Origin of the sequence: Xanthomonas sp. 3058 (assembly GCF_014199765.1) — a bacterium.
Classification (GTDB): Bacteria; Pseudomonadota; Gammaproteobacteria; order Xanthomonadales; family Xanthomonadaceae; genus Xanthomonas; species Xanthomonas campestris_B.
In genome coordinates this window covers 193,368-217,282 of the sequence record NZ_JACHOF010000001.1, presented here as the reverse complement: position 1 = coordinate 217,282, position 23,915 = coordinate 193,368, and the positions used below count along the sequence as shown (strand labels likewise).

The 23,915-nt window shown below is 63.8% G+C and carries 41 protein-coding genes; 23 read left to right on the top strand and 18 right to left on the bottom strand.

Going from position 1 to position 23,915, the window contains the following annotated elements:
• Positions 1-22 precede the first annotated feature (22 nt).
• Entirely contained in the window at positions 23-649 is a 627-nt protein-coding gene (locus GGR61_RS01130; RefSeq protein WP_184620189.1) for a hypothetical protein, read from the top strand.
• A 34-nt stretch (positions 650-683) separates the two neighbouring features.
• Here the strand turns inward: GGR61_RS01130 and GGR61_RS01125 are convergent, their stop codons facing one another.
• The 15 genes from GGR61_RS01125 to GGR61_RS01060 form a co-directional block, all read right to left on the bottom strand.
• Positions 684-839: a hypothetical protein gene (locus tag GGR61_RS01125; protein WP_158506622.1), complete on the bottom strand. Its 156-nt coding sequence runs from the start codon at positions 837-839 to the stop codon at positions 684-686.
• Positions 836-1,093: a hypothetical protein gene (locus GGR61_RS01120; RefSeq protein WP_184620188.1), complete on the bottom strand. Its 258-nt coding sequence runs from the start codon at positions 1,091-1,093 to the stop codon at positions 836-838. The genes GGR61_RS01125 and GGR61_RS01120 overlap by 4 nt, the downstream gene beginning before the upstream one ends.
• Positions 1,090-1,245, bottom strand: a complete 156-nt coding sequence (locus tag GGR61_RS01115; protein ID WP_184620187.1) for a hypothetical protein — start codon at positions 1,243-1,245, stop codon at positions 1,090-1,092. Before GGR61_RS01115 ends, GGR61_RS01120 begins: the two co-directional genes overlap by 4 nt.
• A gap of 223 nt (positions 1,246-1,468) precedes the next feature.
• On the bottom strand, positions 1,469-3,259 hold the full coding sequence (locus tag GGR61_RS01110; protein WP_184620186.1) for a hypothetical protein: 1,791 nt from the start codon (positions 3,257-3,259) through the stop codon (positions 1,469-1,471).
• Positions 3,256-4,218, bottom strand: coding sequence for a hypothetical protein (locus tag GGR61_RS01105; protein WP_184620185.1), 963 nt, complete (start codon positions 4,216-4,218; stop codon positions 3,256-3,258). Before GGR61_RS01105 ends, GGR61_RS01110 begins: the two co-directional genes overlap by 4 nt.
• A 508-nt stretch (positions 4,219-4,726) precedes the next feature.
• Entirely contained in the window at positions 4,727-5,005 is a 279-nt protein-coding gene (locus GGR61_RS01100) for a KTSC domain-containing protein (RefSeq protein ID WP_184620184.1), read from the bottom strand.
• The gene (locus tag GGR61_RS01095; RefSeq protein ID WP_184620183.1) at positions 5,002-5,610 is read right to left on the bottom strand and encodes a hypothetical protein; all 609 of its coding nucleotides are present in this window, start codon (positions 5,608-5,610) and stop codon (positions 5,002-5,004) included. The genes GGR61_RS01100 and GGR61_RS01095 overlap by 4 nt, the downstream gene beginning before the upstream one ends.
• A gap of 38 nt (positions 5,611-5,648) precedes the next feature.
• The gene (locus GGR61_RS01090) at positions 5,649-5,903 is read right to left on the bottom strand and encodes a hypothetical protein (RefSeq protein WP_184620182.1); all 255 of its coding nucleotides are present in this window, start codon (positions 5,901-5,903) and stop codon (positions 5,649-5,651) included.
• A complete protein-coding gene (locus tag GGR61_RS21000; protein WP_260286787.1) occupies positions 5,900-6,022 on the bottom strand; it encodes a hypothetical protein in 123 nt (40 codons plus the stop codon). The genes GGR61_RS01090 and GGR61_RS21000 overlap by 4 nt, the downstream gene beginning before the upstream one ends.
• A 1-nt stretch (position 6,023) precedes the next feature.
• Positions 6,024-6,239 (bottom strand): hypothetical protein, encoded by a 216-nt coding sequence (locus GGR61_RS01085; protein ID WP_184620181.1) that lies wholly within the window; start codon positions 6,237-6,239, stop codon positions 6,024-6,026.
• A complete protein-coding gene (locus GGR61_RS01080; protein ID WP_184620180.1) occupies positions 6,236-6,457 on the bottom strand; it encodes a hypothetical protein in 222 nt (73 codons plus the stop codon). The genes GGR61_RS01085 and GGR61_RS01080 overlap by 4 nt, the downstream gene beginning before the upstream one ends.
• Positions 6,454-6,819, bottom strand: coding sequence for a hypothetical protein (locus GGR61_RS01075; RefSeq protein WP_184620179.1), 366 nt, complete (start codon positions 6,817-6,819; stop codon positions 6,454-6,456). The genes GGR61_RS01080 and GGR61_RS01075 overlap by 4 nt, the downstream gene beginning before the upstream one ends.
• Before the next feature lie 3 nt (positions 6,820-6,822).
• A complete protein-coding gene (locus GGR61_RS01070) occupies positions 6,823-7,482 on the bottom strand; it encodes a hypothetical protein (protein WP_047130265.1) in 660 nt (219 codons plus the stop codon).
• A gap of 147 nt (positions 7,483-7,629) precedes the next feature.
• Complete coding sequence (locus GGR61_RS01065; protein WP_260286785.1) at positions 7,630-8,082, bottom strand: hypothetical protein; 453 nt, start codon at positions 8,080-8,082, stop codon at positions 7,630-7,632.
• A gap of 95 nt (positions 8,083-8,177) precedes the next feature.
• Positions 8,178-8,870, bottom strand: a complete 693-nt coding sequence (locus GGR61_RS01060) for a helix-turn-helix transcriptional regulator (protein WP_184620178.1) — start codon at positions 8,868-8,870, stop codon at positions 8,178-8,180.
• A 76-nt stretch (positions 8,871-8,946) separates the two neighbouring features.
• Between GGR61_RS01060 and GGR61_RS01055 the strand changes: the two genes are divergently transcribed.
• Entirely contained in the window at positions 8,947-9,186 is a 240-nt protein-coding gene (locus GGR61_RS01055) for a hypothetical protein (protein WP_029828551.1), read from the top strand.
• Between the two features lie 131 nt (positions 9,187-9,317).
• Here the strand turns inward: GGR61_RS01055 and GGR61_RS01050 are convergent, their stop codons facing one another.
• Complete coding sequence (locus tag GGR61_RS01050) at positions 9,318-9,800, bottom strand: hypothetical protein (RefSeq protein WP_184620177.1); 483 nt, start codon at positions 9,798-9,800, stop codon at positions 9,318-9,320.
• Positions 9,801-10,070: 270 nt separating this feature from the next.
• Between GGR61_RS01050 and GGR61_RS01045 the strand changes: the two genes are divergently transcribed.
• From GGR61_RS01045 to GGR61_RS01025, 5 genes are read left to right on the top strand one after another with little or no spacing between them, the layout of a single operon-like run.
• Positions 10,071-10,550 (top strand): phage regulatory CII family protein, encoded by a 480-nt coding sequence (locus GGR61_RS01045; protein WP_184620176.1) that lies wholly within the window; start codon positions 10,071-10,073, stop codon positions 10,548-10,550.
• A complete protein-coding gene (locus GGR61_RS01040) occupies positions 10,547-10,738 on the top strand; it encodes a hypothetical protein (RefSeq protein WP_184620175.1) in 192 nt (63 codons plus the stop codon). The genes GGR61_RS01045 and GGR61_RS01040 overlap by 4 nt, the downstream gene beginning before the upstream one ends.
• Positions 10,735-11,496, top strand: coding sequence for a helix-turn-helix domain-containing protein (locus GGR61_RS01035; RefSeq protein WP_184620174.1), 762 nt, complete (start codon positions 10,735-10,737; stop codon positions 11,494-11,496). The genes GGR61_RS01040 and GGR61_RS01035 overlap by 4 nt, the downstream gene beginning before the upstream one ends.
• A 2-nt stretch (positions 11,497-11,498) precedes the next feature.
• A complete protein-coding gene (gene dnaB / locus GGR61_RS01030) occupies positions 11,499-13,040 on the top strand; it encodes a replicative DNA helicase (protein ID WP_184620173.1) in 1,542 nt (513 codons plus the stop codon).
• Positions 13,037-13,675: a hypothetical protein gene (locus GGR61_RS01025; RefSeq protein ID WP_184620172.1), complete on the top strand. Its 639-nt coding sequence runs from the start codon at positions 13,037-13,039 to the stop codon at positions 13,673-13,675. Before dnaB ends, GGR61_RS01025 begins: the two co-directional genes overlap by 4 nt.
• 2 nt (positions 13,676-13,677) lie before the next feature.
• On the opposite strand, the gene GGR61_RS01020 is transcribed toward GGR61_RS01025, so the two are convergent.
• Positions 13,678-14,202, bottom strand: coding sequence for a hypothetical protein (locus GGR61_RS01020; RefSeq protein ID WP_184620171.1), 525 nt, complete (start codon positions 14,200-14,202; stop codon positions 13,678-13,680).
• A gap of 29 nt (positions 14,203-14,231) precedes the next feature.
• Between GGR61_RS01020 and GGR61_RS01015 the strand changes: the two genes are divergently transcribed.
• The 16 genes from GGR61_RS01015 (at position 14,232) to GGR61_RS00940 (ending at position 23,519) form a co-directional block, all read left to right on the top strand.
• Positions 14,232-14,672 carry a hypothetical protein gene (locus tag GGR61_RS01015; protein WP_184620170.1) on the top strand — a complete coding sequence of 147 codons (441 nt, stop codon included), beginning with the start codon at positions 14,232-14,234 and terminating at the stop codon, positions 14,670-14,672.
• Entirely contained in the window at positions 14,669-14,842 is a 174-nt protein-coding gene (locus GGR61_RS01010; RefSeq protein WP_164739496.1) for a hypothetical protein, read from the top strand. Before GGR61_RS01015 ends, GGR61_RS01010 begins: the two co-directional genes overlap by 4 nt.
• Positions 14,839-15,291: a hypothetical protein gene (locus tag GGR61_RS01005; RefSeq protein ID WP_184620169.1), complete on the top strand. Its 453-nt coding sequence runs from the start codon at positions 14,839-14,841 to the stop codon at positions 15,289-15,291. The genes GGR61_RS01010 and GGR61_RS01005 overlap by 4 nt, the downstream gene beginning before the upstream one ends.
• The gene (locus tag GGR61_RS01000; RefSeq protein ID WP_184620168.1) at positions 15,288-15,533 is read left to right on the top strand and encodes a hypothetical protein; all 246 of its coding nucleotides are present in this window, start codon (positions 15,288-15,290) and stop codon (positions 15,531-15,533) included. The genes GGR61_RS01005 and GGR61_RS01000 overlap by 4 nt, the downstream gene beginning before the upstream one ends.
• A complete protein-coding gene (locus GGR61_RS00995) occupies positions 15,530-15,751 on the top strand; it encodes a hypothetical protein (RefSeq protein WP_184620167.1) in 222 nt (73 codons plus the stop codon). Before GGR61_RS01000 ends, GGR61_RS00995 begins: the two co-directional genes overlap by 4 nt.
• The gene (locus tag GGR61_RS00990; RefSeq protein WP_184620166.1) at positions 15,748-16,269 is read left to right on the top strand and encodes a crossover junction endodeoxyribonuclease; all 522 of its coding nucleotides are present in this window, start codon (positions 15,748-15,750) and stop codon (positions 16,267-16,269) included. Before GGR61_RS00995 ends, GGR61_RS00990 begins: the two co-directional genes overlap by 4 nt.
• Positions 16,266-16,514 carry a hypothetical protein gene (locus tag GGR61_RS00985; protein ID WP_046735406.1) on the top strand — a complete coding sequence of 83 codons (249 nt, stop codon included), beginning with the start codon at positions 16,266-16,268 and terminating at the stop codon, positions 16,512-16,514. The genes GGR61_RS00990 and GGR61_RS00985 overlap by 4 nt, the downstream gene beginning before the upstream one ends.
• Positions 16,504-17,049, top strand: a complete 546-nt coding sequence (locus GGR61_RS00980; RefSeq protein WP_184620165.1) for a hypothetical protein — start codon at positions 16,504-16,506, stop codon at positions 17,047-17,049. The genes GGR61_RS00985 and GGR61_RS00980 overlap by 11 nt, the downstream gene beginning before the upstream one ends.
• A 1,000-nt stretch (positions 17,050-18,049) precedes the next feature.
• Positions 18,050-18,565, top strand: a complete 516-nt coding sequence (locus GGR61_RS00975; protein WP_184620164.1) for a glycoside hydrolase family 104 protein — start codon at positions 18,050-18,052, stop codon at positions 18,563-18,565.
• A 2-nt stretch (positions 18,566-18,567) separates the two neighbouring features.
• The gene (locus GGR61_RS00970; protein ID WP_234746909.1) at positions 18,568-18,906 is read left to right on the top strand and encodes a hypothetical protein; all 339 of its coding nucleotides are present in this window, start codon (positions 18,568-18,570) and stop codon (positions 18,904-18,906) included.
• On the top strand, positions 18,903-19,223 hold the full coding sequence (locus GGR61_RS00965; RefSeq protein ID WP_184620163.1) for a hypothetical protein: 321 nt from the start codon (positions 18,903-18,905) through the stop codon (positions 19,221-19,223). Before GGR61_RS00970 ends, GGR61_RS00965 begins: the two co-directional genes overlap by 4 nt.
• Entirely contained in the window at positions 19,210-19,644 is a 435-nt protein-coding gene (locus GGR61_RS00960; RefSeq protein ID WP_184620162.1) for a hypothetical protein, read from the top strand. Before GGR61_RS00965 ends, GGR61_RS00960 begins: the two co-directional genes overlap by 14 nt.
• Positions 19,620-19,937 (top strand): hypothetical protein, encoded by a 318-nt coding sequence (locus GGR61_RS00955; protein WP_184620161.1) that lies wholly within the window; start codon positions 19,620-19,622, stop codon positions 19,935-19,937. The genes GGR61_RS00960 and GGR61_RS00955 overlap by 25 nt, the downstream gene beginning before the upstream one ends.
• Before the next feature lie 228 nt (positions 19,938-20,165).
• Positions 20,166-20,660, top strand: a complete 495-nt coding sequence (locus GGR61_RS00950) for a terminase small subunit (protein ID WP_184620160.1) — start codon at positions 20,166-20,168, stop codon at positions 20,658-20,660.
• On the top strand, positions 20,575-22,143 hold the full coding sequence (terL, locus tag GGR61_RS00945) for a phage terminase large subunit (protein WP_260286782.1): 1,569 nt from the start codon (positions 20,575-20,577) through the stop codon (positions 22,141-22,143). The genes GGR61_RS00950 and terL overlap by 86 nt, the downstream gene beginning before the upstream one ends.
• Positions 22,143-23,519 carry a phage portal protein gene (locus GGR61_RS00940; RefSeq protein WP_184620159.1) on the top strand — a complete coding sequence of 459 codons (1,377 nt, stop codon included), beginning with the start codon at positions 22,143-22,145 and terminating at the stop codon, positions 23,517-23,519. The genes terL and GGR61_RS00940 overlap by 1 nt, the downstream gene beginning before the upstream one ends.
• Before the next feature lie 3 nt (positions 23,520-23,522).
• On the opposite strand, the gene GGR61_RS00935 is transcribed toward GGR61_RS00940, so the two are convergent.
• A complete protein-coding gene (locus GGR61_RS00935; protein ID WP_184620158.1) occupies positions 23,523-23,873 on the bottom strand; it encodes a hypothetical protein in 351 nt (116 codons plus the stop codon).
• Positions 23,874-23,915 lie beyond the last annotated feature (42 nt).

The following is a 23,915-nucleotide window of genomic DNA, read 5'->3' as shown; positions in this document are numbered from 1 at the left end:
CCTCCTGACTCAGGGTGATGAAATGGAAACTCTTAAATGGGTATTTGCTCGCTGCTGGCCGCTGAGCGCAGGCTGCGAAGTCGATTGGGACGCATGGACTGCTGTTATTGCTCTGGCAGCGTTGTTCGCTACTGTGGCCAGCGTGGTAGTAACGGCTGTCTCGGCTTATGCAGTTTTCTGGCTGGGTAAGCAGGCCAATCGGTTGGCACACACGACCTACGAGATTGAGCAAGCTGCTCGGGCTAGGGAGGCTAAATTCATTCTTGGTTACCTCTATGCTGAGGTCCTCTACAACCACACTTGCATTACGCAATGGCTCAAGAATGCCGACTTCTACGAGCAACGGCTTCGCTCGATGGACCAGTCCCAGATACAAGGATTGATTGACGTGCTGGGAGAGTTGCTGCTGCCGCAGACGGAAGGTCTGTTTGGTCGCTTGCACGTGGTGGATGAGGTAATCGGAGCACGGCTCGCACGGGCAGTAAGCATGCTCCAGCTTGTTCGCGGGACGCGATGGAAGATTCGGGACGCGGCCACAGATGAAGTACGCATGGAGAAGTTTCTTCTCCTCCGCCAGCAAGCGGAGAGCGTTCTGCTTGATCTGGATGCAGTCCTGAAAGCAGGCGAGCAAGCCCAGAATCTTCTCTAACGGCCAATCAAACTGGGCTTTGCCAAAAGAGCTATTAGCCACCACGAGCCTCGCGCTGCGCTTCGTCGCGCAGTTCCTGCAGGGCGGGCACGTGCGTCAGCCGCACAAGCTCGTCGGTCTTGCCGGCATCGCGTGCGCGTGCCAGCGCCCATTCCAGCGCGGCGAGGCGGTCGTTCGGATGCATGGTCATGCGGTAACTCCCGTAGCGGCCAAGTCGATCTCGTCCACGCGGTCGCGCAACTGCCGGCGCGCGCGGCGCAGCTGCTTCGCGACATACGCCGCGTCGTCTTCGCCGGTGAAGGTCAACGCATGCATGTGTAGCGAGCTGCTGTGATCGCGGCGGAACATGCGCCAGGTGACGAAGGCGCCGTCGCTGGTCGGGAAGCGGCCCCAGGAAAAGCCGCCATTACGCTTCGGCGCGCGTCGTGAGAGGTGCCGGTTCATGCGTTCGCCTTCAGCGCGTCAATGACGTCGCATACATCGCAGTAGCAGGCGTCAGCCGTCATAGAGAGCAGTCGCTCGGTGCTGATCTCGCCGTCGTCCAAATCATCGAACGCATCAACAATTGCCTGCTGTTTCTTCGGGAGCTGGCTCACGCGGCATTCCTCAAGAGGTGAGTGCGTTGCACCGGGCCGAACCAGGTGCAACACAGGTTGTTGAGCCGGATCTGCTCGGGATCACGGCGGACCGGTGCGAGCCTGGTCTGCGCCCGCTTGATGTCGTTCCGGCAGAGCACACAGACGTTGAGCACTCGACCGTTCTGCATCGGGAACTCGGCTTCATCCAGGCGTCGAGTGCAGCTCGTGCAGGTGCGCAACATCAGGCGGCCTGCTGGTAGCTGGATGTGGCCGCGCGGGCGAAGACCTGCTGCATGGCGGTGAACATGGCCGGCAGTTCCGCCGCGTCGTACAGCTTCGAGGCGCGCTCGATGGTTACCGGCAGGAAGCCCAGCTGCGCCAGGCCATCGGCGGTGATCGTCAGCGGTGCGATCTTCGCGTTGATGTCGCCGAGCTTGATGCGCACGACCTGGGCCGGTGCCGGCGCTGCCAATGACTTGACCGCTTGAGCGAGGGCGGGGGAGAGGGCAGCAGGAGCCGCCGCCACCGGAGCAGGCGTGAGCACCCGGGCGGGAGTTGCAGAGTCAGCGGGCGCAGGCGCTGGTGCAGGCGCAGCCGCGATACGTGCTGCCTCGGCCTGTGCATCGGCGCGACGCTGCGCTGCCTCACGCTCCTGCTGCTCGCGCGCCAGCTTGGCCGCTTCCTCCTGACGGATATTCTCGCGCTGCGCTTCCAGTCGCTGCTCGTCCACGCGCTGCTGCTCGGTGATGCGCGCGGTGATCAGGTTGCGCAGATCCTCCGGCGACTTCGTGGCGCACAGCTGCACGCGGTCATGGAACAGACCGGCGAACGTGCCCATTTCCATTTCCAGCACGCGCACGTTCGCGCGCACGCGCTCGGCCTGCTGGCTGGCGGCGATCTTGGCGTTGGCGGCAGCGGTGCCGACGGCATCCTGCATGCTGCTGATCGACTTCTTGCCCTTGATCACCGCGCCGATGTCGGCCTGCAGCGAAGGCGGAACCGCCAGTGCATGCGCATCGAGACCGGCATTGATGGACGCGTAGTGATCCCGCACCGACTGCACGCCGTTGGCGACGATCTGGGTGCGGCGGTTGTCCTTCTCCACCTTGACCAGCTTGTCGAGCTCCAGGCGCACGCGGCGCGCTTCGGCCGCGACGTCATCCATCGTCCGGAACACCGCGTCGATGTCTGCGGTCTGGCCGAGGATCTGCTGCTTCGTCGCCTCCAGCCGATCCTCGACGCCCTTGCACCACTTCACGGTTTGCTCGGCATTGGCAAAGTCGTCGTCGGTCTGCAGCTCGCGGTTGATGCCGCTCAGCACTGCCATTGCCGACGCCTTGAAGTCGGCGAGATTGGATGCCGTCACCATGCCGGTGACCGCGATATGCAGGGCCGGAAGATGCTGCGGGGCACGGCCGACGGCAGGCGCAATGGCCGGCTTGTCTTCGTACGAGCAGACGTCACGCTCGAACTGCTCCCAACCGGCCAGGATGCGCTGGCGCACTTCGAGGTTGGGCACGTACCAGCAGTGGCGTTCTTCGACCAGGTTGCCGTCGGCATCCCATTCCGACGCCATGAACAGCACACGTTCGCCTCCGGATACCGCCAGCTGCTGTTCCATTTGGATCTGGTGATAGACCGGCAGTTCGGTGCCGGTGCAGCCTTCCGTCATGCAGGCGCGCAGCGTGGCGTTCAGCATCTTGTGCTCGAACAGCACGTCGCCCAGCAGCGTGAGGCCGTCGAACGACGCAGATAGCTTTCCCTCCACGCCGACACACGGGTACAGGTCTTCGCCCACAATCGACTCTGCCAGCGGTCGCGCGAGCGCCTCGAAGCGATGGCCGTCGTCAAAGATCTGCTGCAGGAACCAGCTAATTTCCGATTCAACTCCAGTCGCGCGGACCTTGAGGAGCTCGCTGCGGGTAACGGACGGGAACTCGCCGAGCATCACCGGTGCTTCGCTCGCGTTGAGGTGGGTTGCGCGGTGGGCATGCCATTCCGCAGTGCCCTGGATCAGGTTGACCATCTTCATGCTTGATCTCCGGTTACTTCGGCGGTGTGGGTGTCGGTACCGGCCGGCTTCTCGCACGCGTGGATTGCTGCGCGTTGTTCCGCAGTCAAAGCGCCCTTCGTTTCGGCCATTGCAATGATTTCGTCAGCAGACTTTTTGCCGGCCTCGATCGCAGCGCTCCACGTCTTCATGGACGCCGTGAACGCTTCGGGGGTGTAGCCGGTGGGCTTTTGCGTGCTTGCAGTGGTACTGCCTGCGAAGGCGTCTTCCGGAGTCGTGTCGCCTTCCTTGATCGCGGTCACGATGCCGCGCAGCAGAACCAGATGTTCCAGGCCGATATCCTCGATGCCTGGTACCTCCAGCTTGGCGCAGACCTGCTCGGCCGTGACCCCGAACCGCTGGAAGTGCGCCAGCGCATCGGCGCGGCGGTTCGCGAGGGTCTTGATGTCGCCCATGATCACCTTGCGGGCCTCGACGTACATGTCTTCCCAGAAGGCTTTCGGCACGCCCTTCAATACGGCGTTTCGCAATGCGATCGAGCAAGCGGCATTCGCGGTGACGCCGATCATGTCGGCCTTGAAGCGGCGCCCCTGTCGGTCCACGATCCGGCGCTGCACCTCGTAGGTGATCGCCACGTTGCGCTCCAGGTCATGGAAGACGCCCTGCGCGGTGATGAACTCGCCCTTGTCGTCGATGACGCGTGCGCCTGCACGGTTGTTGCCCCATGCAGAGGCGACGATCTCGGCAAAGCGTGCGGATGGACCCTCGATCGTCTTGCCGTCGCGGGGCAGGGCGTAGACGCACTGCTCGGCGATGCTCTGGCTCAGCGTGACCATCTGGATGGCTTCGTCGCGGAAGCGCTTGAGCGAACGCGGGAATCGGCGTGCGGTGGAGATCTGCTGCTCGATCTCCGAGCGGCTGATCATGGCGGCCATGCCTTCCTCGGGGACGAGCTGGCCTTCTTGTACTTGTGCGTTCATTGCGTGATTGCTCCAGCCGGCGGTTCCGGCGAGGTGGGAATGAGGTGCCCCGTCAAGCCGGGGCCACGCTGGGCTCGCTCGCGCCCTACGCGTTGGGGTTTGGTGGAGGGGCCGGAGCTGATCCCGGCATCAGGGCCATGACGTTCCGCACGTGTTCGGAGTTGCCCCACACGCTTTGCGCATCAGCCTGCGCATTCCCTCCATAGCGGAGCGGCCTGGTCTTCGATACGCAAGACATGGACGCTCGTTGATCGCAAGCCGCTCCGCTATGGATAGGGGCCGGTCTTTCCCGGCGGTCAGCGGTGTTGCATCCGCACCACTCGTTCACCCATGAGCTTTCGCTGGGGCCGGTCTTTCCCGGCTGCATAGGCGCTGAGCCTTCCGCTCCTTCTTGCGCACGTGTCGGCGGTGCGTGCGGTTCCCTTCCTGCCTTTAACGTCTGACCTTCGAGAGTCAATGCACGGTGCGATCGCGTCCGTGGACACCTGCCACGGATCAGGGTTTGGGATCAGGCCGCGTCGGAGAGCGGGCGGTCTTCGACCTTGCGGTAAGGCCAGCGCACCGGGTCGGCCTTGATCACCTTGTTGAAGTGGCCACCCTTCGACTCGGCCGCCTGCAGCGCGGCGTAGTCGTCGGCCGTGACGTTGTCGTAGTGATAGAGCGAGGTGATCTCGCCCTTCCAGTTCTTGAAGCGTACGGCCAGTGTCTGGCAGGCGGCGTCGTGGCCGATCGCCGCGATCTGGCGGCTTTCCACGTCAATCAGCGGGATGCAGAGGGGCGCGTTCATGCCGCCACCTTCTTGCCGGCGTCGATCAGGCTCGCGGCTTCGGCAGCTGCTGCCGCGCTGTCCTGCGCATCGAGCGTGTCGCCGCCTTCGGTCAGATCTTCGGCAGCTGCAGTGCCGCGCTTGGGAGCGAGGAGCGTCAGCAGCACGTCTTCGCGAATCAGCGCTTCCGACAGCTCGGCCAGTTCCTGCGGCTCGACTTCGGCCGATGCAGTGAACGACATCGCCAAGCTGCCGCCTTCCTTCGGTTCGATCACGAAGCGTTTGAGCTTCACGTCGACCAGGATGATGGGATCGCCGGCTTCCAGCAGGCCGGCCAGGTGCATCTCGTAGCCGGTGAATTCGTGGCTCAGCTTCAGCGGCTCCAGTGCCGGATGCTTCACGGCGGTCAGGCCGTCGCCGCCGATCTGCGGCAGATCCTGCTGCTCGCCCTTCGCCGGCTTGCGGAACAGGTCGTGGCGCAGCGTCGAGTCGAACGAATCGAGCGCTTCGTTGCTGACGCTCAGGACGTACTTGATGTCGACAGCCAGCTTGCGTTCTTCGCCGTGCCGCTGGATGCGTTGGTTGACGTTGGCGATGGACGCCTCGTGCCTTTCGAGCTGAAACATTGGATACCTCGTCGGTGGTGCCGGCGTACCGGCGGGGATCAGCGGATGCCGCGGCGCGGCTGTTCCGGAAAATCAGGCGTGATGTCGGTGGCTGGCTGCGGCTGGTCGCGGTGCGCACGTGCTCGGGCGTTGCGCCAGCTCTCGGGCAGATGCAGCGCCAGGAAAAATGCAATCGTGTTGAGCGCTTGGGCGACCAGATCGGCGTTGCGGCTATAGGCCAGGCAGCCGAACGCCACCAGCACAACAATCAACACGCACAGCCACGCAAAGCTGGTGTAGCGGCGGCCGTTCACAGGAATACCGCCTGGAAAAGCAGCGCTGCGCCTGCGCCGATCGCCATGAAGAACGCAGCGAAGATCGCGTCTTCGCGCAGCATGAAGCTCTGATATTCGGGGTCGGTCTGCTCGTGCATGTCAGGCTGCCTCAGGACCGTCGAAGTAGGTCGTTGCCGACTCGTCCGGATCGCGCACATGCTGCGATGCCTGCACGCGCAGAGGCCGCACGTTGTCGGGGCGAAAGGTCCGGGCCAGCTGGCCAGCAACCACCGGGCCGTAGCCGCGCTCCGTTGCGATGGCGCGGACCAGATCGGCGCCGCGAGCAGCGGTGGGGAAGGGGATAACGGCGCTCATGCCTCTGCCTCCAACTCGAAGCCATGAGAAGCCAGCTCGGCTTTCCCGGCACGCAGCTCGCGCGCATAGCCGTCCTCGAGCTCATGTGCTCGCGTGATGGTGTCGACCACCGATCCGTCCGGGCGCGTGATGGTTCGGCCGCCGCGCGCACACCGGTTGATCGAGTAGCCGAGGTGATCCCAGATGCCGTTCGGGCCGCACTGTGGGATGGTCTTCATGCCGCCACCCGCCACGGCATCTCGGCGACCGGCGCCGGCTTGGCTTCGTACACCGTCAGGTAGTGCTGCACCGCCTCGATGCGCGAGCAGTCCACGTCGTCCATGCGGCCGTTGATCAGCTGCGACAGGTAGTCGGTGACAGCGTTGCGCAGGATCTCTGCGGCACCTTCGTCGTTGCCTTGGGCCAGGTGGCCGGCGATCAGGGCCAGCTGCTCGGTCGTCAGCTCGCCCAGCGCCTCGCTCAGAACGCTGCCATCGCGGTGCAGGGCCAGCGCCAGAACGTCGGCGCGCTCGTCGGACAGCTCATGCCGGCTGCAGGTCGCGCAGCCGCATTGCGGGTGGTACGGGTGGTGATTGGCCATGGCTCAGGCCTCCCCACGCTGGGCGGACTGGCCGCTATGATCTGTAAGCGAATTCGCGCCAATGGAGGAAGCGCTATGCCTGTCTGGGCACAATGGGTCACGTTCGCGGCTGCCGTTATCGGCTGCGCGGTCGCTGTCTCGAACTTGGCTATCAACTACGTGCGAGGTGCCCGCAGTCTCCGAATCGGCATGCAGTTCGAGCCAGTCCATGACAAGCCGACCCGCCTTCTCATCAAGGTCGTAAACCGTGGCGGTGTAGCGGTGACCATCGCAGACATAAGCCTGATAGCTGGCCGGGATGGGAAGGGCCAAGCCCATCGCCTGAGGGTCGAACACGGGCAGCAGTTCGTTGGCGCCGTTGTCGAAAAAGGCACCGCACTTTCTTTCCGCATCCACCCCGAGGCGCTGAACGAACCACTGGATGCTGGCGCCCACACTGTCCAAGTCACCACGGCGGATGAGCGCGTCTACAGCCTGCGCTTCCGGGAGCTGCTTGACCGCAAGGATGAGCTGCAGTGCGTAATCGTCCCCAACGGGGCAGCGCATGAAGGCTTCCGCATCGAGCGCCGAAACGCGCTTCCTGATCAGGCGCGTTCCGAGTCGCGCCAGCGCGGCGATGGTGATCGCCACTGAGGTTCCGACAAGTAGGGGCTGGTCGTACATCTACGTTCTCCGTCGCACGTCCCCGGCGGGATCCGGGTAGTTCGTTGCGATGGACGTAGATTACCAAACGGTAATTACATGTCAATACCAGATGGTAATTATTTTGACCGAGCAGAATTGGCTGTCGCGATAGGTTCAAGCCGACTCTTACAGAGCCGGCTCGATACTGGACTCACCTTCGAGCACTGTGTGGATGCGGTAGGAGCGGGATTGCCCTGGATCGACCACGATCTCAAGGCTGTGGCTGCGCGCGACCTGGCGCTCTTCGCTATTGACACCGCAAAGACCCCTGCCGCCAACCGATCGAGAAGTAATAACGTGCCGCCCTACGCTCAAAGCTATGGTTGCGCGCTCGCCAGAGTTGAGGTGCGCAGCAGGCTTGCCATCTATGTAAAGCCCCAAGAGACAGCCGGATCCCACCATGCCAATGTCGCGGACAACAGAAATCGAACCCGTAGGGTCTGCCTGGGCGCCAAAGTCAAATAACCGATCAGCAGACACATCTACTATCTGATCTGCCCGTGGTTGCTTCGTCGGTTGGAGGCAACCGGACAGCAAAGCAACTGCAAGTGCGCTGATCGCCATCAGACCAATCTTCATGCATTTCCCATCTTATGTGGACGACTGCGGAAGGCCATCCGTTGAGCACCGGTCAATGGTAGCAAGACCAAGACCGCGATCCCCGGGCAGGCCAGTTAGAACCTACGGAATCCAGCGTGGACGAGAGCCTTGCCGCGAACTGCGAGATCCGTGGGATCGCAGCGCCACTCTTTGAATTCTGGGTTCGCGCTGACTACATAGAGGCCATCGCTTCTTTTTTGCAGCATCTTGATCTGTGTCTCACCGTCGTAGCTGATCAAGTAATAGTCGTCGCCGTCGAAGTAGTCGATGGACGTGTCGATCCATACGATGTCGCCATCTTCAATCTTGGGGCGCATTGAGGGGCCACGCCCAGTGATGATTTGGATTCGCCCCGGTTTTGGGAGAAAGCCGAGCTTTCGGCGGACCTCCCATTCGGCCACCTCCATGACCTTCATAACCTCGGGAAAATCTTGGTTCACCACGCCTTGCCCCATCCCTGCTGCTCCCTCGAAAAGCTGAAGGCGAAGGTATCCCTGAGGGGTCTCAGCAGATAAGACAGTCGAGGTCGCAGCGGTTGCTGTTGAGTCATTGTCCAGATAGCCGCTCGGCATGCCTGCAGCCTGCTCCAGCGATCTGGCTTTTTTCTCCCCGAATGACTTCTTGCCATTCAACAGGCCGGACAGCTCCCCTTGATTAATGCCGACAGCGGCCACAAAGGATGCCTGCACGCCAGCATGGCGGTCATCGATCCAAGCGCGCAGACGAGCGCGACGCAGCGCAACGATGGTGGGGTCTGTAGAGGTCATGACCGATTTTCCCTTACCTATCGGTAATTGACCAAAAGGTGTTGACTACAAATTACCAAAGAGTAATATTCCGCGCATGGACACTCTGCGCAGCTACCTCACGACCTTGACCCCAGCCGAGCAGGCCGACTATGCCGCTCGCGCTGGCACTTCCATTGGCTATCTCCGCAAGGCGATGAGCAAAGGCCAGCGCTTCGATGGCGGCCTGGTGCGCCAGCTGCACGTTCAGAGCCAGGGAGCCGTCTCTCTGACCGAACTGCGGCCCGATATCTGGCCGCCGGCCAACCCCGCAGGGGAGGTGGCCGATGCTGCCTGACGTGAAAATCCACGCGCTGGTTGCAGCACCGCGCGGCCTCTTCGTGGAAGACCAGCACCGGGCGATCAACGTCGATGAGTTCTGCATCGGCCTCACGGAAAGCAGCTGGTTGGTGATGCGTCGCATGGCTGCTAGCCCACAGCATTTTGAAGTAGCTGAAGTGCATCAGGCGCGTGCTTCAGACCCGCGTCCACCAGCTTCATGGCGAGGTGTTTTGTGGTCTCGGCAGGCAGCTTGCGAAGCTGATCAAGCAATCGCGACTTTTGTGTCGGGGGCAGATCCGAATCGCGAACCTTCGACTCGATCAACTGACGAAGGGTCTCCTCATGCAGCTTGATCGTGACCACGCCCAGCACAGCGCCAAGTCCGCCGTCATCCATCAGGAAGTCCATGCCGCGTGCGGTGATTTTGACCTCGCCGAGCAACATGGTTCCGTCGATGCCGTCGTAGCGCTTAGCTTCGACGAGCTTGTGCTCGTGCAGGTACCAGATGTTGACGCTGGACGCGTTGTCGTCCCCGTTTGCCCCCAACGCGCTGCCAGGCAATCCCATTGGGTAGGCCTCGGCGAGTTTCTCCAGCAGCTGTCGCTGTGCTTGTCGATTCAACAGTTCCATGTCGCCCTCCTGCGGGCTGTGCGTGTCGTAGCCGCAGCCTACCGCAAGGGGGGCGACGCCTTCCCTGGCCATGTCTCAGCCCTTCCGTAACAGCTTCACGTGCATGCGGCCGTCGACCCACCGCAGCCCAAACACGTTGCCGCCCACACGCACGATCGTCGTGACGTTTGGGGCCCTTCTTCTCGCTGATTTGATCCGTCGTTGCAGTGCGTCCATGGCGCAGAGCGTGGCGGATGGTCCCTTCACGAACCACGTTCAGGTATCCCGCCGATGAACATCTCCGATGCAGCACACAAGACCGTTTTGGACTATCCCGGCGGCAGCCTGGCCCTGGCCACACGGCTCATCTCGATCAACGACCGCGGCGAAGAGAAGCCGATGTCTGCAGCGGTTCTCCGCAGCAAGGTCAACCCGAACACGCGCACGCACCACCTGACCCTGGCCGAAGCCAGCGAGATCATGGGGCTGACTGGCGACTTCCGGATCCTGCACGCGCTGGCCGCCGAGCACGACTTCATCGTCCAACGCGCTGACGTGCCGATGGCTGGCAGCCTCATGGAGGCTCTGCTGGATGCCGGCGAGCTGAAGGGCAAGCTCTGCAAGCTGATCGCCGACGCGCTCGACGACCACGTGTTCACCCCGAACGAATCGAAGGCCGTGGCGGCGGTGTGCGGCCAGCTGCAGGCGATGTTTGCCCAGGTAGCGCAGCACGCGTTCGCTGAGGCCGCTTCGGTCAGGGAGGCAGCATGATCCTGCAGCTACTCGAAGACTGGCGCCGCGAGCGCCGCATCCGCCGCTTGGCAGAGTTGCTAAGGCAGGCGCAGGGCGCCGGCAAGAAGGCCGTTGCGCGCGCCTATTGGCTCGACATGAAGCGCGAATGCGAAGGCCGTAGCGATCGGCAGGTGAAGCGCATGGAGCGGGCGGGGCGGCTGGTATGAGCACGCTGATCATGTCCAAGTGCTGGCCGATGACCATGCCGCCGTCGCCCAAGGCGGTACTCATCTCGCTCGCCGACAACGCAAACGACCAGGGCCACTGCTGGCCCTCGATTCCAACCATCTGCGAACGCACGTGTCTCAGCGAGCGAACAGTGCACAGCGCCATCCGCTGGTTGGAGTCTGTCGGCCTGGTCGCCGCCGACCGTTCGAATGGTCGCCACACGCGCTACGTCATCACACCAGATGCCTACGAACCACCGCAGCAGTTGCACCCCCGCAGCAGCTGCACCACCGCAAATGCCGCAGTCGAACCACCGCAAAATCTGCACAAACCACCGCAAATGCCGCAGTCACCCCCGCAGCAGCTGCGGTCTAACCGTAAAGAACCTAAAAGCAACAACAGCGAAGCATCCGCCAGTGCTTCGCCGAAGCCACGCATGCAGAACTTCGACAGCTGGAGCACCTCGCTCGGTGACGAAGATGCGATCCGCGCTGACGACCCTGTGTTCGAGTGGGCCGAGAAGGCCGGCATCCCGGATGAGTTCATCGAGTTGGCGTGGCTGTCGTTCGCTGATCGCTACTCCGGCGACCGGAAGCGCTACGTGGATTGGCGCGCCGTCTTCCGCAACGCCGTGCGGGGCAACTGGCAGAAAGTCTGGTACCTCAACCCGCAGACCGGCTACGCGCTGACGACCATTGGCGAGCAGTACCGCCGGGTGCGCGATGCCGAGGCTCAGGCCGAGCGGGGTGCTGCATGAGCATGCACGACGACATTGAGCGCATGGCCGCGTTGTACAGCCACGGCGATCCCGTCCACGCGGCTGAGTCCGAGCAGCACGGACGGCGTGCGGCTGACTGGTCTCGCATCGAGCCGCAGGACACGCAGCTGCGCATGCCGCCGCACAGCGTGGACGCCGAACAGGCGGTGCTTGGCGGCCTGATGCTGGTCAACCGCGCATGGGACGACATCGCCGACCTGGTTGAGGAGGGCGACTTCTACCGTCGCGACCACATGCTGATGTTTCGCGCCATCCGCGAGATGGCCATCTCACAGCCGCGCCGGCCGTTCGACGTGGTGACCATGGGCGATTGGTTCAAAGCCCAGGGGTTGCTGGAGCAGGTTGCCGACGGCGCGTACCTGATTGAGCTGGCCAGCACCACGCCATCGGCAGCCAACATCCGCGCCTATGCTGAGATCGTGGCGGACAAGGCGCGGTTGCGTCGCCTGATCGAAGTCGGTACCGGCATTGCCAACTCAGGCTTCAACCCGGAAGGCCAGAGCAGCGTTGAGCTGATCGGTGCCGCAACATCGCGCATCGGCGCGCTGATGGACAGCCAGCCATGCGAACTCGAATCCGTCGCGCCGGTGATGGATCGCGTCTTCGAACGTCTGGGCGAGCGCTCCCGCGATGGCGGTGGCATCCACGGCATCACGACCAGCATCGACGGCCTGGACAACCTGCTGGGTGGCCTGAAACCGGGCGGCCTGTACGTGCTGGCGGCGCGCCCGAAGATGGGCAAAACCACGCTGGCACAGAACATCGCCGAGCACGTCGCGCTCAACCTGCGCAAAGCGGTCGCGGTCTTCAGCTTCGAAATGCAGGCGGAGGAGCTGGGCGACCGCATGCTGGCGTCGGTGGGCGGCATCGATGGCAACCGGATCCGCTCCGGCGACCTGGACGACGTGGACTGGACGAACGTCACCAGCGCAATGCACAAGCTGCGCGCGGCGGACATCTTCGTCAGCCGGCCGCGCCGGGCACGCGTCGAGCACGTCAGCTCGCAGGCACGCCGGCAGCACGCACGCAAGCCGCTCGGCCTGATCGTCATCGACTATCTGCAGCTGATGGAGATCCAGGGCGACAACCGCGCCAACGGGGTCGGCGATATCAGCCGCGGCCTGAAGCTGCTCGCCGGTGAGCTCGGCGTGCCGGTCCTGCTGCTGTCGCAGCTCAATCGCAAGCTGGAGGACCGCCCCGACAAGCGCCCGCAGCCTGCGGATCTGCGTGACTCCGGATCGATCGAGCAGGACGCCGATGCGGTGATCTTCATCTACCGCGACGAGGTGTACCACCGCGACAGCCGCTGGAAGGGCACCGCCGAGCTGCTGGTTCCGCTGCAGCGCAGTGGCCCGCCTGGCGAGGTGCGCGTGCTCTACATGCCGGAGCGCTTCAAGTTCCAGAACCTGCCCGAGTACTGGGAGCCGGCGCCGATTGAAAGTGACGACGGCAAGCCGGTGCCGCGCTCGCGCGGCTTCCGTAACCTCAAGCCGCGCACGCCGCGGCAGGACGTCGACGCATGACCATGACTGCTGCAGCAAAGAAGATCCGCGCCAAGCGCGCATCGCGCCCCATCTATGCGCTGATCGAGCGCGTGGTGGTGATGGACACCGGCGAGGAGCGGCTGGCCATGCTCGCCGAGCATCCTGTCGACCGTGAGTTGATGAAGCAGCGCGGCTACCGGCGCGGCCAGGAGGTGCGGCTGGAAATCAAGGCACCGCGCGACGCCTGGCGCCACCGGCTGCTGCATAAGATCGGTCAGCTGATGGTCGAGAACGTCGAGGGCTGGGAGAACCTGGACAGCCACGAGGCGATCAAGCAGCTGCAGCGCGAGGCGAACGTCTGCTGCGAGCAGATCGACATGGACGCCACGCCGGTCGTAGCCGCGGTGCTGGCCGCGTCAGATGCGGCCTTCGGTCCTGGCGCGGCGAAGCTGCTGCGCGAAGTACTGCCGAGGATCGAAACGATCCCTGTCACCGTCGCGCGTTCGTTGGCGTTCGATTCGATGGATGAGGACGAGTTCCGGCGGCTGTTCGAAGGCATCACCCGGCACATCGGCGCGGCGTATGCGCACGTGCTGATCAACGACGTGCTGGCCGAGTTCTGGCTGATGGCCAACGGCCAGGGCGCGCAAAAACCTGCGAGGAGGGCTGCATGACGTTAGGACGCACTCCGCATCTGAATCACACACTTTCGCAAAATCCCCCTGTGGAACTCGAGTTCTTTGATTCTGCCTTCAAACGCATCTCGATGAATCATCCGAAGCTGACCATCTGTTTTCAAGGAAGACCAACGCTCTCTAAACCGCTTTACGGCCTGTTGTGCCTCAGAGAGAGGCTCCAGCAGATCGTAGCTGGTGAGCTGGTCAAATCGAATAAAACCGAAGGCCTCTTCGACGCTGGTCGGAAAGCCCGGCAATTCGCCGCCCATCACCTCGCGCGAAGGTTCCAATTTGAGTTCGTCTACTTGCCCGAGAAATTTCGTTGCCGTCGCTTCGGCGTGCTCGACGAGCCGGATGTAGGCGCGCGTGGTCTGCGCGTCGCGACGTCCTTGTTGCCACGTCGGGATAAAACCTGTTGCAAGAATGGATGCAGTGGCAAGGAAGGCCTGTGCCCAGGCTGCCCAGACCTCTGGCTTGAGGCACGGAGCTTCAAGGAACAAAGGGCAATAGGTCGGGTCAGCCATAGCGATCCTTTTGAGCTTGGATCTGCATCGTGGCTCGCAGCCCGCCGGCAGGCAAGCGCAAGGGCTCAAACCTGATGCGCCGCGCAATCAAAGCAGCCAACAGGTCCGCGCAAGCCTACCAGGACGCCGCGCGCGCGCTCGGTTGCGTCGTCTGCCGCTGGCGCATCGCCGCCGGCCTGCAGCGCGCCATCCAGTGCGGCCACACGCAGATCCATCACCGAAATCTCGGCGACCTGCACGGCCAGAAGCAGATCGGCCAGCACGCGGTCGTCGCGCTGGGGGCCTGGCACCACGACGGTGACCAGATGCCCGGCATGACCCGCGACCGCATGCGCGAGGTCTTCGGGCCCAGTTTTAAGCACCACGCCCGCGAGTTCCGCATCTGGACATTCGATGTCCTGGGCGGCCGCGGCACTGAAGCCTGGCAGACCTACCAGGACCAACTACTCAACATCCCGAGGGCAGCATGAACCAGCAGCAATACGAGAACGCCCGGCTCGCCGGCCACCGCGCGCGACAGGCCAGCAAGAAGCGCGACGACTCACCGAAATACGCCATGGGCGAAGAGGGCGCACTGCTCCGCGAGGCCTGGCGCGAGGGCTGGGACGAAGCCGATGCAGAGCGGAGGAAGGCGGCATGATCCAGCGGCATCAGCTATTCCGGCACGAGCCGCATAACGAGATCTACGGAGACTGCCATCGCACGGCCATTGCCTGCTTGATGGACTTGGAGCCGTGGCAGGTGCCGCATTTTGCACAACTCGCCGCCACCCAGCAGGGCTACGACTGGGAGGCTGCTGTCGCGGAATTCCTGGCAGCACACGGTCTTTGTTCCGTGGATGTCTCCTTCGGCCCGGATAACGGAGTGGAGGGCGTTTTTGCCTACATGCAGTCTCGCAATTCAGGCATCCGCTATCTGCTTGGCGGGATGAGCCCTCGCGGCACGAACCACACGGTCGTCGCATGCGGGGGCGGGTACGAATGGGATCCGCATCCCGATGGCGGCTTCCTTGTCGGACCACTGACCAACGGTCATTACGAGATCACTTTTTTACTTCCTTTGTCGATGCAACTCAGGAGCGCGGCATGAGCATTCAGCAATCAGCAAAGCTGATCTCGAACGGCGATCAGCGTGTGGAGCGTCTGACCAAGCGCGAGGAATTCGCCAAGGCAGCAATGCAGGGGATCGTCTGCAGCATCCAGAGCGAGGACGGCTACAACCGTTTGGCGCGGCATGCGGCCGTGAACGACATGAAGGTCAGCCAGTGGATTGCGCACGACGCGGTGAAGCAGGCCGACGCGCTGCTGGCCGAACTGGAGAAGCGGCCATGACTGCCACCCCGATCCGATTTGAGGGCAAGGTGTTCGCCAGCGTCGCAGAGTTCTCGCGCACCTATCCGGCCTATGCGCGGTGCATCGACGCAATACGCGACGGCGCCGACACGATTGCCGAGGTGGAGCGGCGCGTCGCCGTCGGCAAGCAGAAGGCGATCGCCAGTACACGCGAGCGGGCGCAGCAGGCCTATGCGCTGAAGGCAGGTTCACGATGACGCTGCGCGTGGTCTTCGGAATTGACCCCGGCATGTCCGGCGCCGTGGCCGCACTGATCGACGGCGAGGCTGGCCCGATCCTTGACATGCCGACAATGACGGTCGGCAAGAAGCAGGAAGTCGATGCGCGTGCGATCGCGGTCTTCATCCGCGAGATTCGCAGCCAGCACCCGGGCGCGGTATTCGCGGGATGCGTGGAGCGCGTTCGGGCGATGCCGCCGAAGGGGGACCGGAAACCGGGTGCGCAGTCGTCGATGAACTTCGGCGAGAGCTACGCCAAGGCCAAGGCGGTGCTCGAGGTGATGGGCATCCCCTTCAGCCTGGCCGAGCCGCAGAGCTGGAAGCGCCATTTCGGGCTGATCGGGAAGGACAAGGATGCATCGCGGCAGCTGGCCATCCGCCGCTTCCCGTCCGCCGCGCCGCAGCTGCAGCGCAAGAAGGACGACGGCCGCGCCGAGGCGCTGCTGCTGGCCCTGTGGCACGAGCAGAAGAACCAGCCGGGAGCCCTCGCTGCATGACGCTCAACCCGACGAACCTGAGCCGGCCCGAGGCCTACTACGAGAAGCTGCTGCGGAAGCGGTACGCGGCGGCAGTGCGCAAGCGCGGGCTGTGTGCGTTCTGCAGCTGCCGCGATCGCACGCTGGGGATCGTGCACTGCCAAGGCAACGAAAGCAGGCAGATGGGGATGTGCCAGGACGACGGCAGGCTGCCGCAGTTCCGGCTGGATGATGAAACGTTGGAGGAATTTCGCCATGCGGCGTAATGAAGATCCGCTGCTCGACGAGCTGCGCCGATGGGGATACGCCCACGCAAACCGCTACACCCTCAGCCGCTCCGACCGCAGCCGACACGTGCTGGAGAACGCCAAAGACTACGCGCCGAAGACGGTGGAGCAGGCTTTCTGCGAGCTGGTGGAGCGCGATGGTCGGCAGCGGCGGCGCTTCATGGCTGAGCGGGCTGGGCTGACCGCGCTGGGCGAAATACCAGCATGGGCCGTCGATCCGGTGCGCGCCCGCAACGACGCCGACCGGCCGCACGACAATCCGGAGGTCGCCGTCGACATCGGCATCCCCGACGACCTGCGCTGGATAGACCGAGCGCTGGCTTCGATGTCGAGGCAGTTTCCGCTGCGTGTGCTGGTGATGCGCACCGAGTTCACTGTGGCGGCAAGCCAGGCGGTGAAGGCGCGGATAGTAGCTGAGCAGTATGGCGGCGCGCTGACGGTACGGCAGTATCGTTATGAGCTGACCAAAGCCGTCGATAATTTGCGGGGCACGCACGCTTACCGTGCTGCATAAGTCCCGGCGCGGTGACCTGTCGCGCCGGGGTGCAGCTTATTGGGCCAGGAGGAGCAAGATCGCAGGCACTAGCCTGATCAGCTTGCTCAGGTCCACCTGGACCTCGAACTGGATCTTAATCATGACGGGATTTCCGGCACGAGCGATCCAGGGGTACCCCGGGACCGCGTTGGCGATCTCGGCTTTATTTATCGTCGCGTTGCTACGACGTCATCTCCGCGCGTGCACTCGCCTTGATGAGTTCGGGATTCAAGTCCTCCTTGGCCTTCAAGCGACGCGGTCGTGAGCCGATTGAATCAACGTTATCTGTCTCTTGCAGGCTGGGCTTCCTTCCACCCATTGAGCAGCCGCTAAGCCACCCTCGGACACCCCGCTAAGGGGCCCTGGCCATGGCCGGCACCGCCGAACCAAGCCTGAGCTGGAGAATACGCGTCTGGCGTCCACTCGCAAGGCTTGACATGTGACGTCACCCATCTGCATGATTCCTGCACTGTCAAAAGTTCCCCCTGAAACCCGGCCCAGCGCCGGGTTTTCGCGTTTCTGGGGCCCAACACCGACCGCTGCCAGCGTGCCAGGTCCTCGTCGAGAAGCGAGGCGCTGCGCGCCGGGATCGCGCACGGGCCGGCGACATGACGCCGCCCACCAATCCGCCGGCGGCGGTCGGTACCTATCGGAGAGCACTGCCGCGATCTGCCCAGCTGGGCGGGACCAGCGCGGCGCAGCGGACCTGCTGAAGGGACAGGACCACCGCGGCGGTGCTCGCCGTTCTTCAATGCCCGCATCCCAGACCGGATCAACCCTCGTGCCTAGCCGGCAGCGGGGCGGGCACCTATCGCCGCTTTGGACTGGGAGTACCGGGTCGCGGCACCTCCGGCTCGTCGAGAGACGCCCGGGTGACGGCTGCGCATGCAGCGCCGGAACCGTAACCGGCACCTATTTCCGCCGCCGACGCGCGGCTCCAGCCCTGCCAGCCGGCGGGGCTTTTTGTTTGGAGGCAGCAATGGCGGTCATCACGCCCGAACAAGCCGGTGGCCGCAACGTCGTGGCTTTCCTGGACATGCTGGCGCATTCCGAGGGCACGTCCACAAGCCCGGCCACGAGAAACGACGGGTACGACGTCATCGTCACCGGCGCCGATCGTAAGCCGGAGATCTTCACCGACTACAGCCGGCACCCGTTCGCCGGCGGCCGCAAGTCGAAGGCGATCAATTCGAAGGGGCTGACCAGCAACGCGTCTGGCCGCTACCAGTTCATGCTCAAGGATTACGCGCACTACCGCGACCTGCTGAGGCTGCCGGACTTCGGCCCGCTCTCGCAGGACCGGTGGGCGCTGCAGCTGATCAAGGAGCGGCGCGCGATCGCCGACATCCAGGCCGGTCGCTTCGTGGAAGCGGTGGCGAAGGTGCGCAACCTGTGGGCCAGCCTGCCGGGCGCCGGCTACGGCCAGCCCGAGCACGCCATCGAGAAGCTCATCGCCGCGTACAAGAAGGCCGGCGGCAAGGTCGGGAGCGTATGACCATGGACGCACAGCAGAACAACGACGGACGCCTGAGCTTCACCCTCGGCACCGTGGAGCGCTGGATCGTCGGCGGCGCCGCGACGCTGATTGCGGTGGTGCTTGGCTGGTTCGGGAGCACGGTGATCGCTACGAAGAGCGCAGTGGACAAGGCCGCCACGCAGCAGTCGGTCTCCGAGCTCAAGGAGCAGCAGGCACTCACCAACGACCGTCTGGCCAACATCACCGCTCAGCTGGCTGACGTGCCGGCGATGAAGCTGGAGATGGCCAAGGCTCAGATCAAGCTGGATCAGCACGACCAGGACATCAAGGAGCTCAAGCAGCTCAGGGGGCTCAAGTGAAGGCCGCAGAGAAGGCAGTGCGGGCGCTGGGCCTGGAGCCGGTGCCGGATATCGCGAACTTCAAGCGCTGGTGGTCCGTGAAGCTCGACGCCGCAGCGCTCGCCGTCGGCGCCGTCGCGCTTTCCTATGGCGAACTCCCTGACGAGTGGCGTAGCGCGCTACCGCCGAACATGGTCGCTTGGATTGCTGGTGCCGGCCTGGCTATCAAGGCCGCCGCACTGATCGCTCGCGGCGCCCGACAACCCAAGCTGGAGCCATGCGATGACGGACAAGTGGTATCGAGGCCTGCCGGAGCCCCAGCCGATGCAGATCCCTGATCCCCTCAGACCGTATGTGGCGCTGCTGCGCTGGGCGCTGATGGTGGCGTTGGCCGGCGGCATCTTCGTGGCCGGCTGCAGCCGTGGCGAGAACAATATGCAGGCCCAGGCCGACAAGGCTGTGGCAAAAGCCGAGCGTGAGCGGGACCAGGCAAAGCTGTCAGCGACCGACAACCTCGCGGCAGCAAACGCATGCGGCCAAGCGCTGAGCGATATCAGCGACGAAACCCGGCTGGCCGAGCAGCGCGCAAGCGAATGGAAGGCAGCCGCGGACGCCGCCGCCTCGCGCGCATCCGAATCTGGCAAGGAGGCGGCAGCCAAGGTGGCCGCTGCAGCGAAGGCGCTGGATGCGGCTAGGGCCAAGCCAACCTGCCGCGCACAACTGGAGATGTTGCTATGCCCCGAAATCCCTCTGCTCTGATCCTGGCGCTTGCCCTGGCAGGGTGCACCGGCAAGGTGGCCACCAAGCCGACCGTGCCGCACGTGGTGTACGTCCCGGTGGTCAAGACCGTCCCGGTGCCAGCCGAACTCACCAAGCCGTGCCCGCCCAAGCGCGTGCAGGAGCGCACGGTGCAGCAGGTGGTCAATGCCTACAACGCCAACGTCCCGGTGCAGGACGATTGCGACAAGCGTATGCGCGAGATCCGAGAACTGCCCACCAGCGAGGCAGCCTCGCCTAATGCCAAGCCTGCTACCGGCGGCGCAGGCGGCTGAGGATCCAGGGAAATACGCTGCTTGCTGAGTAGTTGAAAAGAAGCTCGGACAGGCAAATCGTGTAGTAAGTGATGCTCGCAGCAGCGGCAAATTCTTGGATAGACATGTGGTGTGGCTTTCTTTGATGGAGAGCGCATCGTGCGAGCTGCCGGACTGGCCGCACACTTCCGGGGTTTCCACTCCGGGTTTTCCGCCACCAACTTTCGGCCCCACCCGGGGAGCCAAACCATGCCCAAGAAGAAACCCAAGCCCAAGGCGCGCGCAGCGCCCGGGCTGACCCAGAAGCAGCAGCGCTTCGTGGTCGAGTACCTGAAGGACCAGAACGCAACCCAAGCGGCCATCCGCGCCGGGTACAGCGAGAAGACCGCCAGGAGTGTCGGGTCGGAGAACCTGACCAAACCCGACATCGCCGCTGCCATCCAGAAGGCGCAGGCCAAGGTCGCCCAGCAGGCAGCCGTGACCGTGCATTCCCTGGCTGCAGAGCTGGAGGAAGCCCGGGGCATTGCCCAGGGAGAGAAGCAGGCGTCCGCGATGGTCGCCGCCACCATGGGCAAGGCAAAGCTGTACGGCCTGGCCGTCGAGCGCCACCGCCATTCCGGTGCCATCGGCACCTATGACCTGAGCAAACTGTCAGACGATGAGCTCGATCGCCTTGAATCGATCCTCGGTCCGCTTGCCGTCGCTGGCGGAGATCCGAGCGGAGAGGTTGAGGCGGGAAGCTGAGCGGGAGCGCCTGCGCATCGCTGAGGATGTCGAAGGCATCCGGGCGCGGTCGCAGTCGCTGGAGGGATTCATTCGCGAGCACTGGCACGTGCTTGAACCGACCCGGCCGCTCAAGATCGGCTGGGCACTGCGGGCGATGTGCCTGCACCTGGAGGCGGTCACAGAGGGTCGCATCCAGTTCCTGCTGATCACCGTGCCGCCGGGCATGATGAAGTCGCTGGTGCTGGTGTTCTGGACGGCCTGGGAATGGGGGCCACGCGGTCGCCCTGATCTGCAGACGCTGGCCACCTCCTACAGCCAGCCGAATGTCCTGCGCGACAACATCAAGCTGCGCCGCCTCATCGATAGTGCTCAATATCAGGCCGCCTGGCCGCTGAAGCTGCGAGGCGACCAGAACGCCAAGGGCAAGTTCGAGAACACCGGCAACGGCTTCAGTGAGGCCAGACCCTTCAGCTCGATGACGGGCGGACGCGGCGACCGGGTCAAGGTCGACGATCCGCACTCGACAGAAACCGCCGAGAGCGACGCCGAGCGCAAGACCGCCGTCCGCATCTTCCGCGAGGGCATCACCGACCGCCTCAACGACATCACGTCGTCGGCCATGGTCATCATCATGCAGCGCCTGCACCAGCGGGACATTGCAGCGGTGGCGATGGAGCTGGATCTGGGCTTCGTCCACCTCAATCTCCCGATGGAGTTCGAGGAAGAGCGGACCGACAAGGACGGGAAGAAGACCGGCGGCGCTTGCCGCACCTACGTCGACGGCAAGCTGTTCTTCGAGGATCCGCGCACCCAGGAGGGCGAGCTGCTGTTCCCGGAGCGCTTCCCCCGCGCCGAGATCGAACGGCTCAAGCGTGCGAAGGGCACCTATGCGTATGCCGGCCAGTACCAGCAGCGGCCAACGCCACGCGATGGTGGCTCGTTCAAGCGGGATTGGTTCGAGGTCGTGGAAGCGGCACCGGCCATCTCGACGGCACGCAAGGTTCGGCGGTGGGACTTCGCCGCGACGGATCCGAAGGAGAAGACCAGCAGCGATCCCGACTACACGGTCGGCCTGCTGCTGGGCGAGACGGGCGGCATCTACTACGTGCTCGACGTGGTGCGCGACCAGGTGTCGCCCGCCGGCGTGGAGCGGATGCTGACGAACACCGCGCGGCAGGACGGCAGGACGATCAAGGTACGCATCCCGCAGGATCCTGGCGCCGCCGGCAAGTCCAATGCGGCGCACCAGATCAAGCTGCTGGCCGGCTGGGATATCAAGGCCGCGATCGAGTCCGGATCGAAGGAGGTCCGCGCAACACCGGTGGAGGCGCAGGCCGAGGCCGGGAACATCAAGTTGGTGAATGGCCCGTGGGTGGCCGCTTTCCTCGACGAGATCGCCGAGTTCCCCAACGCCAAACACGATGACCAGGTGGACGCGCTCTCTGGCGCATTCGCTGAGCTGGTCACAGGCAGCACCTACAACCTTGGAAACGCACTCTGATGGGCAAGCTCGCACAACTCAAAGACGGGCTGGTCAATCTCGTGGCCAACTTGGGCACAGGACGCGATAAGGCGCTGCACAGCCACTACGCGCTCGCTCCGCTGAGCGACATTGATGCCAGCAACGCCTACCGTGGCACGTGGCTCGCTCGAAAGATCATCGACATCCCTGCGCTCGACGGCTGCCGCAACTGGCGGACGTGGAACGCCGATCAGACTCAGATCAGCGCCCTCGAGGCGGAGGAGAAGCGCCTTGGCCTGCAGGTGAAGCTGCTGGAGGCGCACATCAAGGCGCGGTTGTTCGGTGGCGCTGCGATCTACATCGGTACCGGCGACTCGGATGTCAGCAAGCCGCTGGACCCGACGCGAGTGAGGAAGGAGGGCGTCAAGCACCTCAACGTGTTGACCAAGCGCATCCTGACCGCAGGCGAGCTGGATCGTGACGCCGAGTCGCCCAGCTTCGGCCGGCCGGCGTTCTACACGCTCACCTCGGCACGAGCCGGCCAGGTCGAGATTCATCCCTCGCGGCTGGTCATCCTGCACGGTGCCCATCGGCCGGATCCGGATATCGATCACGGTGACGGCTGGGGCGACTCGGTCCTGATGGCGATCAGCGACGCGGTAAAACAGGCGGACGGCACGAGCGCCAACATCGCCAGCCTGGTATTCGAGGCGAAGGTCGATGTGCTGAACATCCCGAACCTCATGTCGCAGCTGGCGGACGACCCTGTGTATGAGGCGCAGCTGCTCCAGCGCCTGCAGCTCGCGGCGATGGCCAAGGGCATCAACGGCATGCTGGTGCTGGATGGGGAGGAGACGTACACGCAGAAGTCGGCGTCCTTCAATGGACTGGTCGATGTGATGCTCGCGTTCCTGCAGCAGGTGTCGGGCGCGGCGGATATCCCGCTCACGCGTCTGCTGGGCCAGTCACCCGGTGGTTTGAACAGCACCGGTGACAACGACATCCGGAACTACTACGACCGCATCAAGTCAGGCCAGGAGCTCATCTACACGCCGGCCATGTCGGTGCTGGATGAGTGCCTGATCTACTCGGCGCTCGGCAGCCGACCGAAGGACGTGTTCTACAGCTGGCGGAGCTTGTGGCAGACCAGCGACACCGAGCGCGCCACCAACGGCAAGACCACGGCCGACACGATCAAGACCCTCGCCGACACCAAGCTCATTCCCGACGAGGTGCTAGCCGAGGTGGCGGTGAACATGCTGACCGAGGCGGGCGTAGCGCCTGGCCTGGAATCGGCAATGGACGACTTCACCAAGGCGAACCCGGACTGGCAGGAGGATCAGGACGAGGATGAGCGTGCAGCGGCCGCGCTGGCTGCCGTGCCTGTGCAGGATCAGATGTCGATCGGGCAGTGAGCCTTAGAACATCGGCTTTGTAAGTTGGCACTTTCCCTTGAATTCGACGACAGATGTCGGATGGATCATCCAGATTGCATCGCCCGTGTAGCGATCAAGGTTGTACCAGTAAGTCTTGCCTGAAGGGGTCACCAAGATCCCCATGTAGGTCTGTGGGTCATTACCGAGAGGGCCGACAGCCCATCCATTGAGCGTCTTGATCCGAACTGTTCCGGACTTCGAATCGACGGTGGCCAGGCTGGATTGGGAGATTGGATCACGCGGCGGAATGTAAACCTGTCCATCGCAGAGAAGGTCGGTGGCGCCTACGACAGGCGCGCAGAGCGCAGCGGCAACGAAAGCGATTAGGCGCATAGATTCCCCCGGAAAATTTCCTTCGGGGCAAGTGTAGCGCGG

Excerpts from the sequence above, each read along its gene's own strand:
- GGR61_RS00990 (WP_184620166.1), top strand. The coding sequence starts at position 15,748 with ATGACGCTGCGCGTGGTCTTCGGAATTGACCCCGGCATGTCCGGCGCC.
- GGR61_RS01060 (WP_184620178.1), bottom strand. The coding sequence starts at position 8,870 with ATGACCTCTACAGACCCCACCATCGTTGCGCTGCGTCGCGCTCGTCTG.
- GGR61_RS00950 (WP_184620160.1), top strand. The coding sequence starts at position 20,166 with ATGCCCAAGAAGAAACCCAAGCCCAAGGCGCGCGCAGCGCCCGGGCTG.
- GGR61_RS01065 (WP_260286785.1), bottom strand. The coding sequence starts at position 8,082 with ATGAAGATTGGTCTGATGGCGATCAGCGCACTTGCAGTTGCTTTGCTG.
- GGR61_RS00980 (WP_184620165.1), top strand. The coding sequence starts at position 16,504 with ATGCGGCGTAATGAAGATCCGCTGCTCGACGAGCTGCGCCGATGGGGA.
- GGR61_RS01045 (WP_184620176.1), top strand. The coding sequence starts at position 10,071 with ATGAACATCTCCGATGCAGCACACAAGACCGTTTTGGACTATCCCGGC.
- GGR61_RS01070 (WP_047130265.1), bottom strand. The coding sequence starts at position 7,482 with ATGTACGACCAGCCCCTACTTGTCGGAACCTCAGTGGCGATCACCATC.
- GGR61_RS00975 (WP_184620164.1), top strand. The coding sequence starts at position 18,050 with ATGGCGGTCATCACGCCCGAACAAGCCGGTGGCCGCAACGTCGTGGCT.
- GGR61_RS01050 (WP_184620177.1), bottom strand. The coding sequence starts at position 9,800 with ATGGAACTGTTGAATCGACAAGCACAGCGACAGCTGCTGGAGAAACTC.
- GGR61_RS01085 (WP_184620181.1), bottom strand. The coding sequence starts at position 6,239 with ATGAGCGCCGTTATCCCCTTCCCCACCGCTGCTCGCGGCGCCGATCTG.
- GGR61_RS01005 (WP_184620169.1), top strand. The coding sequence starts at position 14,839 with ATGATCCAGCGGCATCAGCTATTCCGGCACGAGCCGCATAACGAGATC.
- GGR61_RS01020 (WP_184620171.1), bottom strand. The coding sequence starts at position 14,202 with ATGGCTGACCCGACCTATTGCCCTTTGTTCCTTGAAGCTCCGTGCCTC.
- GGR61_RS01075 (WP_184620179.1), bottom strand. The coding sequence starts at position 6,819 with ATGGCCAATCACCACCCGTACCACCCGCAATGCGGCTGCGCGACCTGC.
- GGR61_RS00995 (WP_184620167.1), top strand. The coding sequence starts at position 15,530 with ATGACTGCCACCCCGATCCGATTTGAGGGCAAGGTGTTCGCCAGCGTC.
- GGR61_RS01110 (WP_184620186.1), bottom strand. The coding sequence starts at position 3,259 with ATGAAGATGGTCAACCTGATCCAGGGCACTGCGGAATGGCATGCCCAC.
- terL (WP_260286782.1), top strand. The coding sequence starts at position 20,575 with ATGAGCTCGATCGCCTTGAATCGATCCTCGGTCCGCTTGCCGTCGCTG.
- GGR61_RS01125 (WP_158506622.1), bottom strand. The coding sequence starts at position 839 with ATGACCATGCATCCGAACGACCGCCTCGCCGCGCTGGAATGGGCGCTG.
- GGR61_RS00940 (WP_184620159.1), top strand. The coding sequence starts at position 22,143 with ATGGGCAAGCTCGCACAACTCAAAGACGGGCTGGTCAATCTCGTGGCC.
- GGR61_RS01095 (WP_184620183.1), bottom strand. The coding sequence starts at position 5,610 with ATGTTTCAGCTCGAAAGGCACGAGGCGTCCATCGCCAACGTCAACCAA.
- GGR61_RS01120 (WP_184620188.1), bottom strand. The coding sequence starts at position 1,093 with ATGAACCGGCACCTCTCACGACGCGCGCCGAAGCGTAATGGCGGCTTT.
- GGR61_RS00985 (WP_046735406.1), top strand. The coding sequence starts at position 16,266 with ATGACGCTCAACCCGACGAACCTGAGCCGGCCCGAGGCCTACTACGAG.
- GGR61_RS01000 (WP_184620168.1), top strand. The coding sequence starts at position 15,288 with ATGAGCATTCAGCAATCAGCAAAGCTGATCTCGAACGGCGATCAGCGT.
- dnaB (WP_184620173.1), top strand. The coding sequence starts at position 11,499 with ATGCACGACGACATTGAGCGCATGGCCGCGTTGTACAGCCACGGCGAT.
- GGR61_RS01100 (WP_184620184.1), bottom strand. The coding sequence starts at position 5,005 with ATGAACGCGCCCCTCTGCATCCCGCTGATTGACGTGGAAAGCCGCCAG.
- GGR61_RS01040 (WP_184620175.1), top strand. The coding sequence starts at position 10,547 with ATGATCCTGCAGCTACTCGAAGACTGGCGCCGCGAGCGCCGCATCCGC.
- GGR61_RS01130 (WP_184620189.1), top strand. The coding sequence starts at position 23 with ATGGAAACTCTTAAATGGGTATTTGCTCGCTGCTGGCCGCTGAGCGCA.
- GGR61_RS01080 (WP_184620180.1), bottom strand. The coding sequence starts at position 6,457 with ATGAAGACCATCCCACAGTGCGGCCCGAACGGCATCTGGGATCACCTC.
- GGR61_RS01025 (WP_184620172.1), top strand. The coding sequence starts at position 13,037 with ATGACCATGACTGCTGCAGCAAAGAAGATCCGCGCCAAGCGCGCATCG.
- GGR61_RS00960 (WP_184620162.1), top strand. The coding sequence starts at position 19,210 with ATGCAGATCCCTGATCCCCTCAGACCGTATGTGGCGCTGCTGCGCTGG.
- GGR61_RS01010 (WP_164739496.1), top strand. The coding sequence starts at position 14,669 with ATGAACCAGCAGCAATACGAGAACGCCCGGCTCGCCGGCCACCGCGCG.
- GGR61_RS01055 (WP_029828551.1), top strand. The coding sequence starts at position 8,947 with ATGGACACTCTGCGCAGCTACCTCACGACCTTGACCCCAGCCGAGCAG.
- GGR61_RS21000 (WP_260286787.1), bottom strand. The coding sequence starts at position 6,022 with ATGCACGAGCAGACCGACCCCGAATATCAGAGCTTCATGCTGCGCGAA.
- GGR61_RS01035 (WP_184620174.1), top strand. The coding sequence starts at position 10,735 with ATGAGCACGCTGATCATGTCCAAGTGCTGGCCGATGACCATGCCGCCG.
- GGR61_RS00970 (WP_234746909.1), top strand. The coding sequence starts at position 18,568 with ATGGACGCACAGCAGAACAACGACGGACGCCTGAGCTTCACCCTCGGC.
- GGR61_RS00955 (WP_184620161.1), top strand. The coding sequence starts at position 19,620 with ATGCCCCGAAATCCCTCTGCTCTGATCCTGGCGCTTGCCCTGGCAGGG.
- GGR61_RS01105 (WP_184620185.1), bottom strand. The coding sequence starts at position 4,218 with ATGAACGCACAAGTACAAGAAGGCCAGCTCGTCCCCGAGGAAGGCATG.
- GGR61_RS00935 (WP_184620158.1), bottom strand. The coding sequence starts at position 23,873 with ATGCGCCTAATCGCTTTCGTTGCCGCTGCGCTCTGCGCGCCTGTCGTA.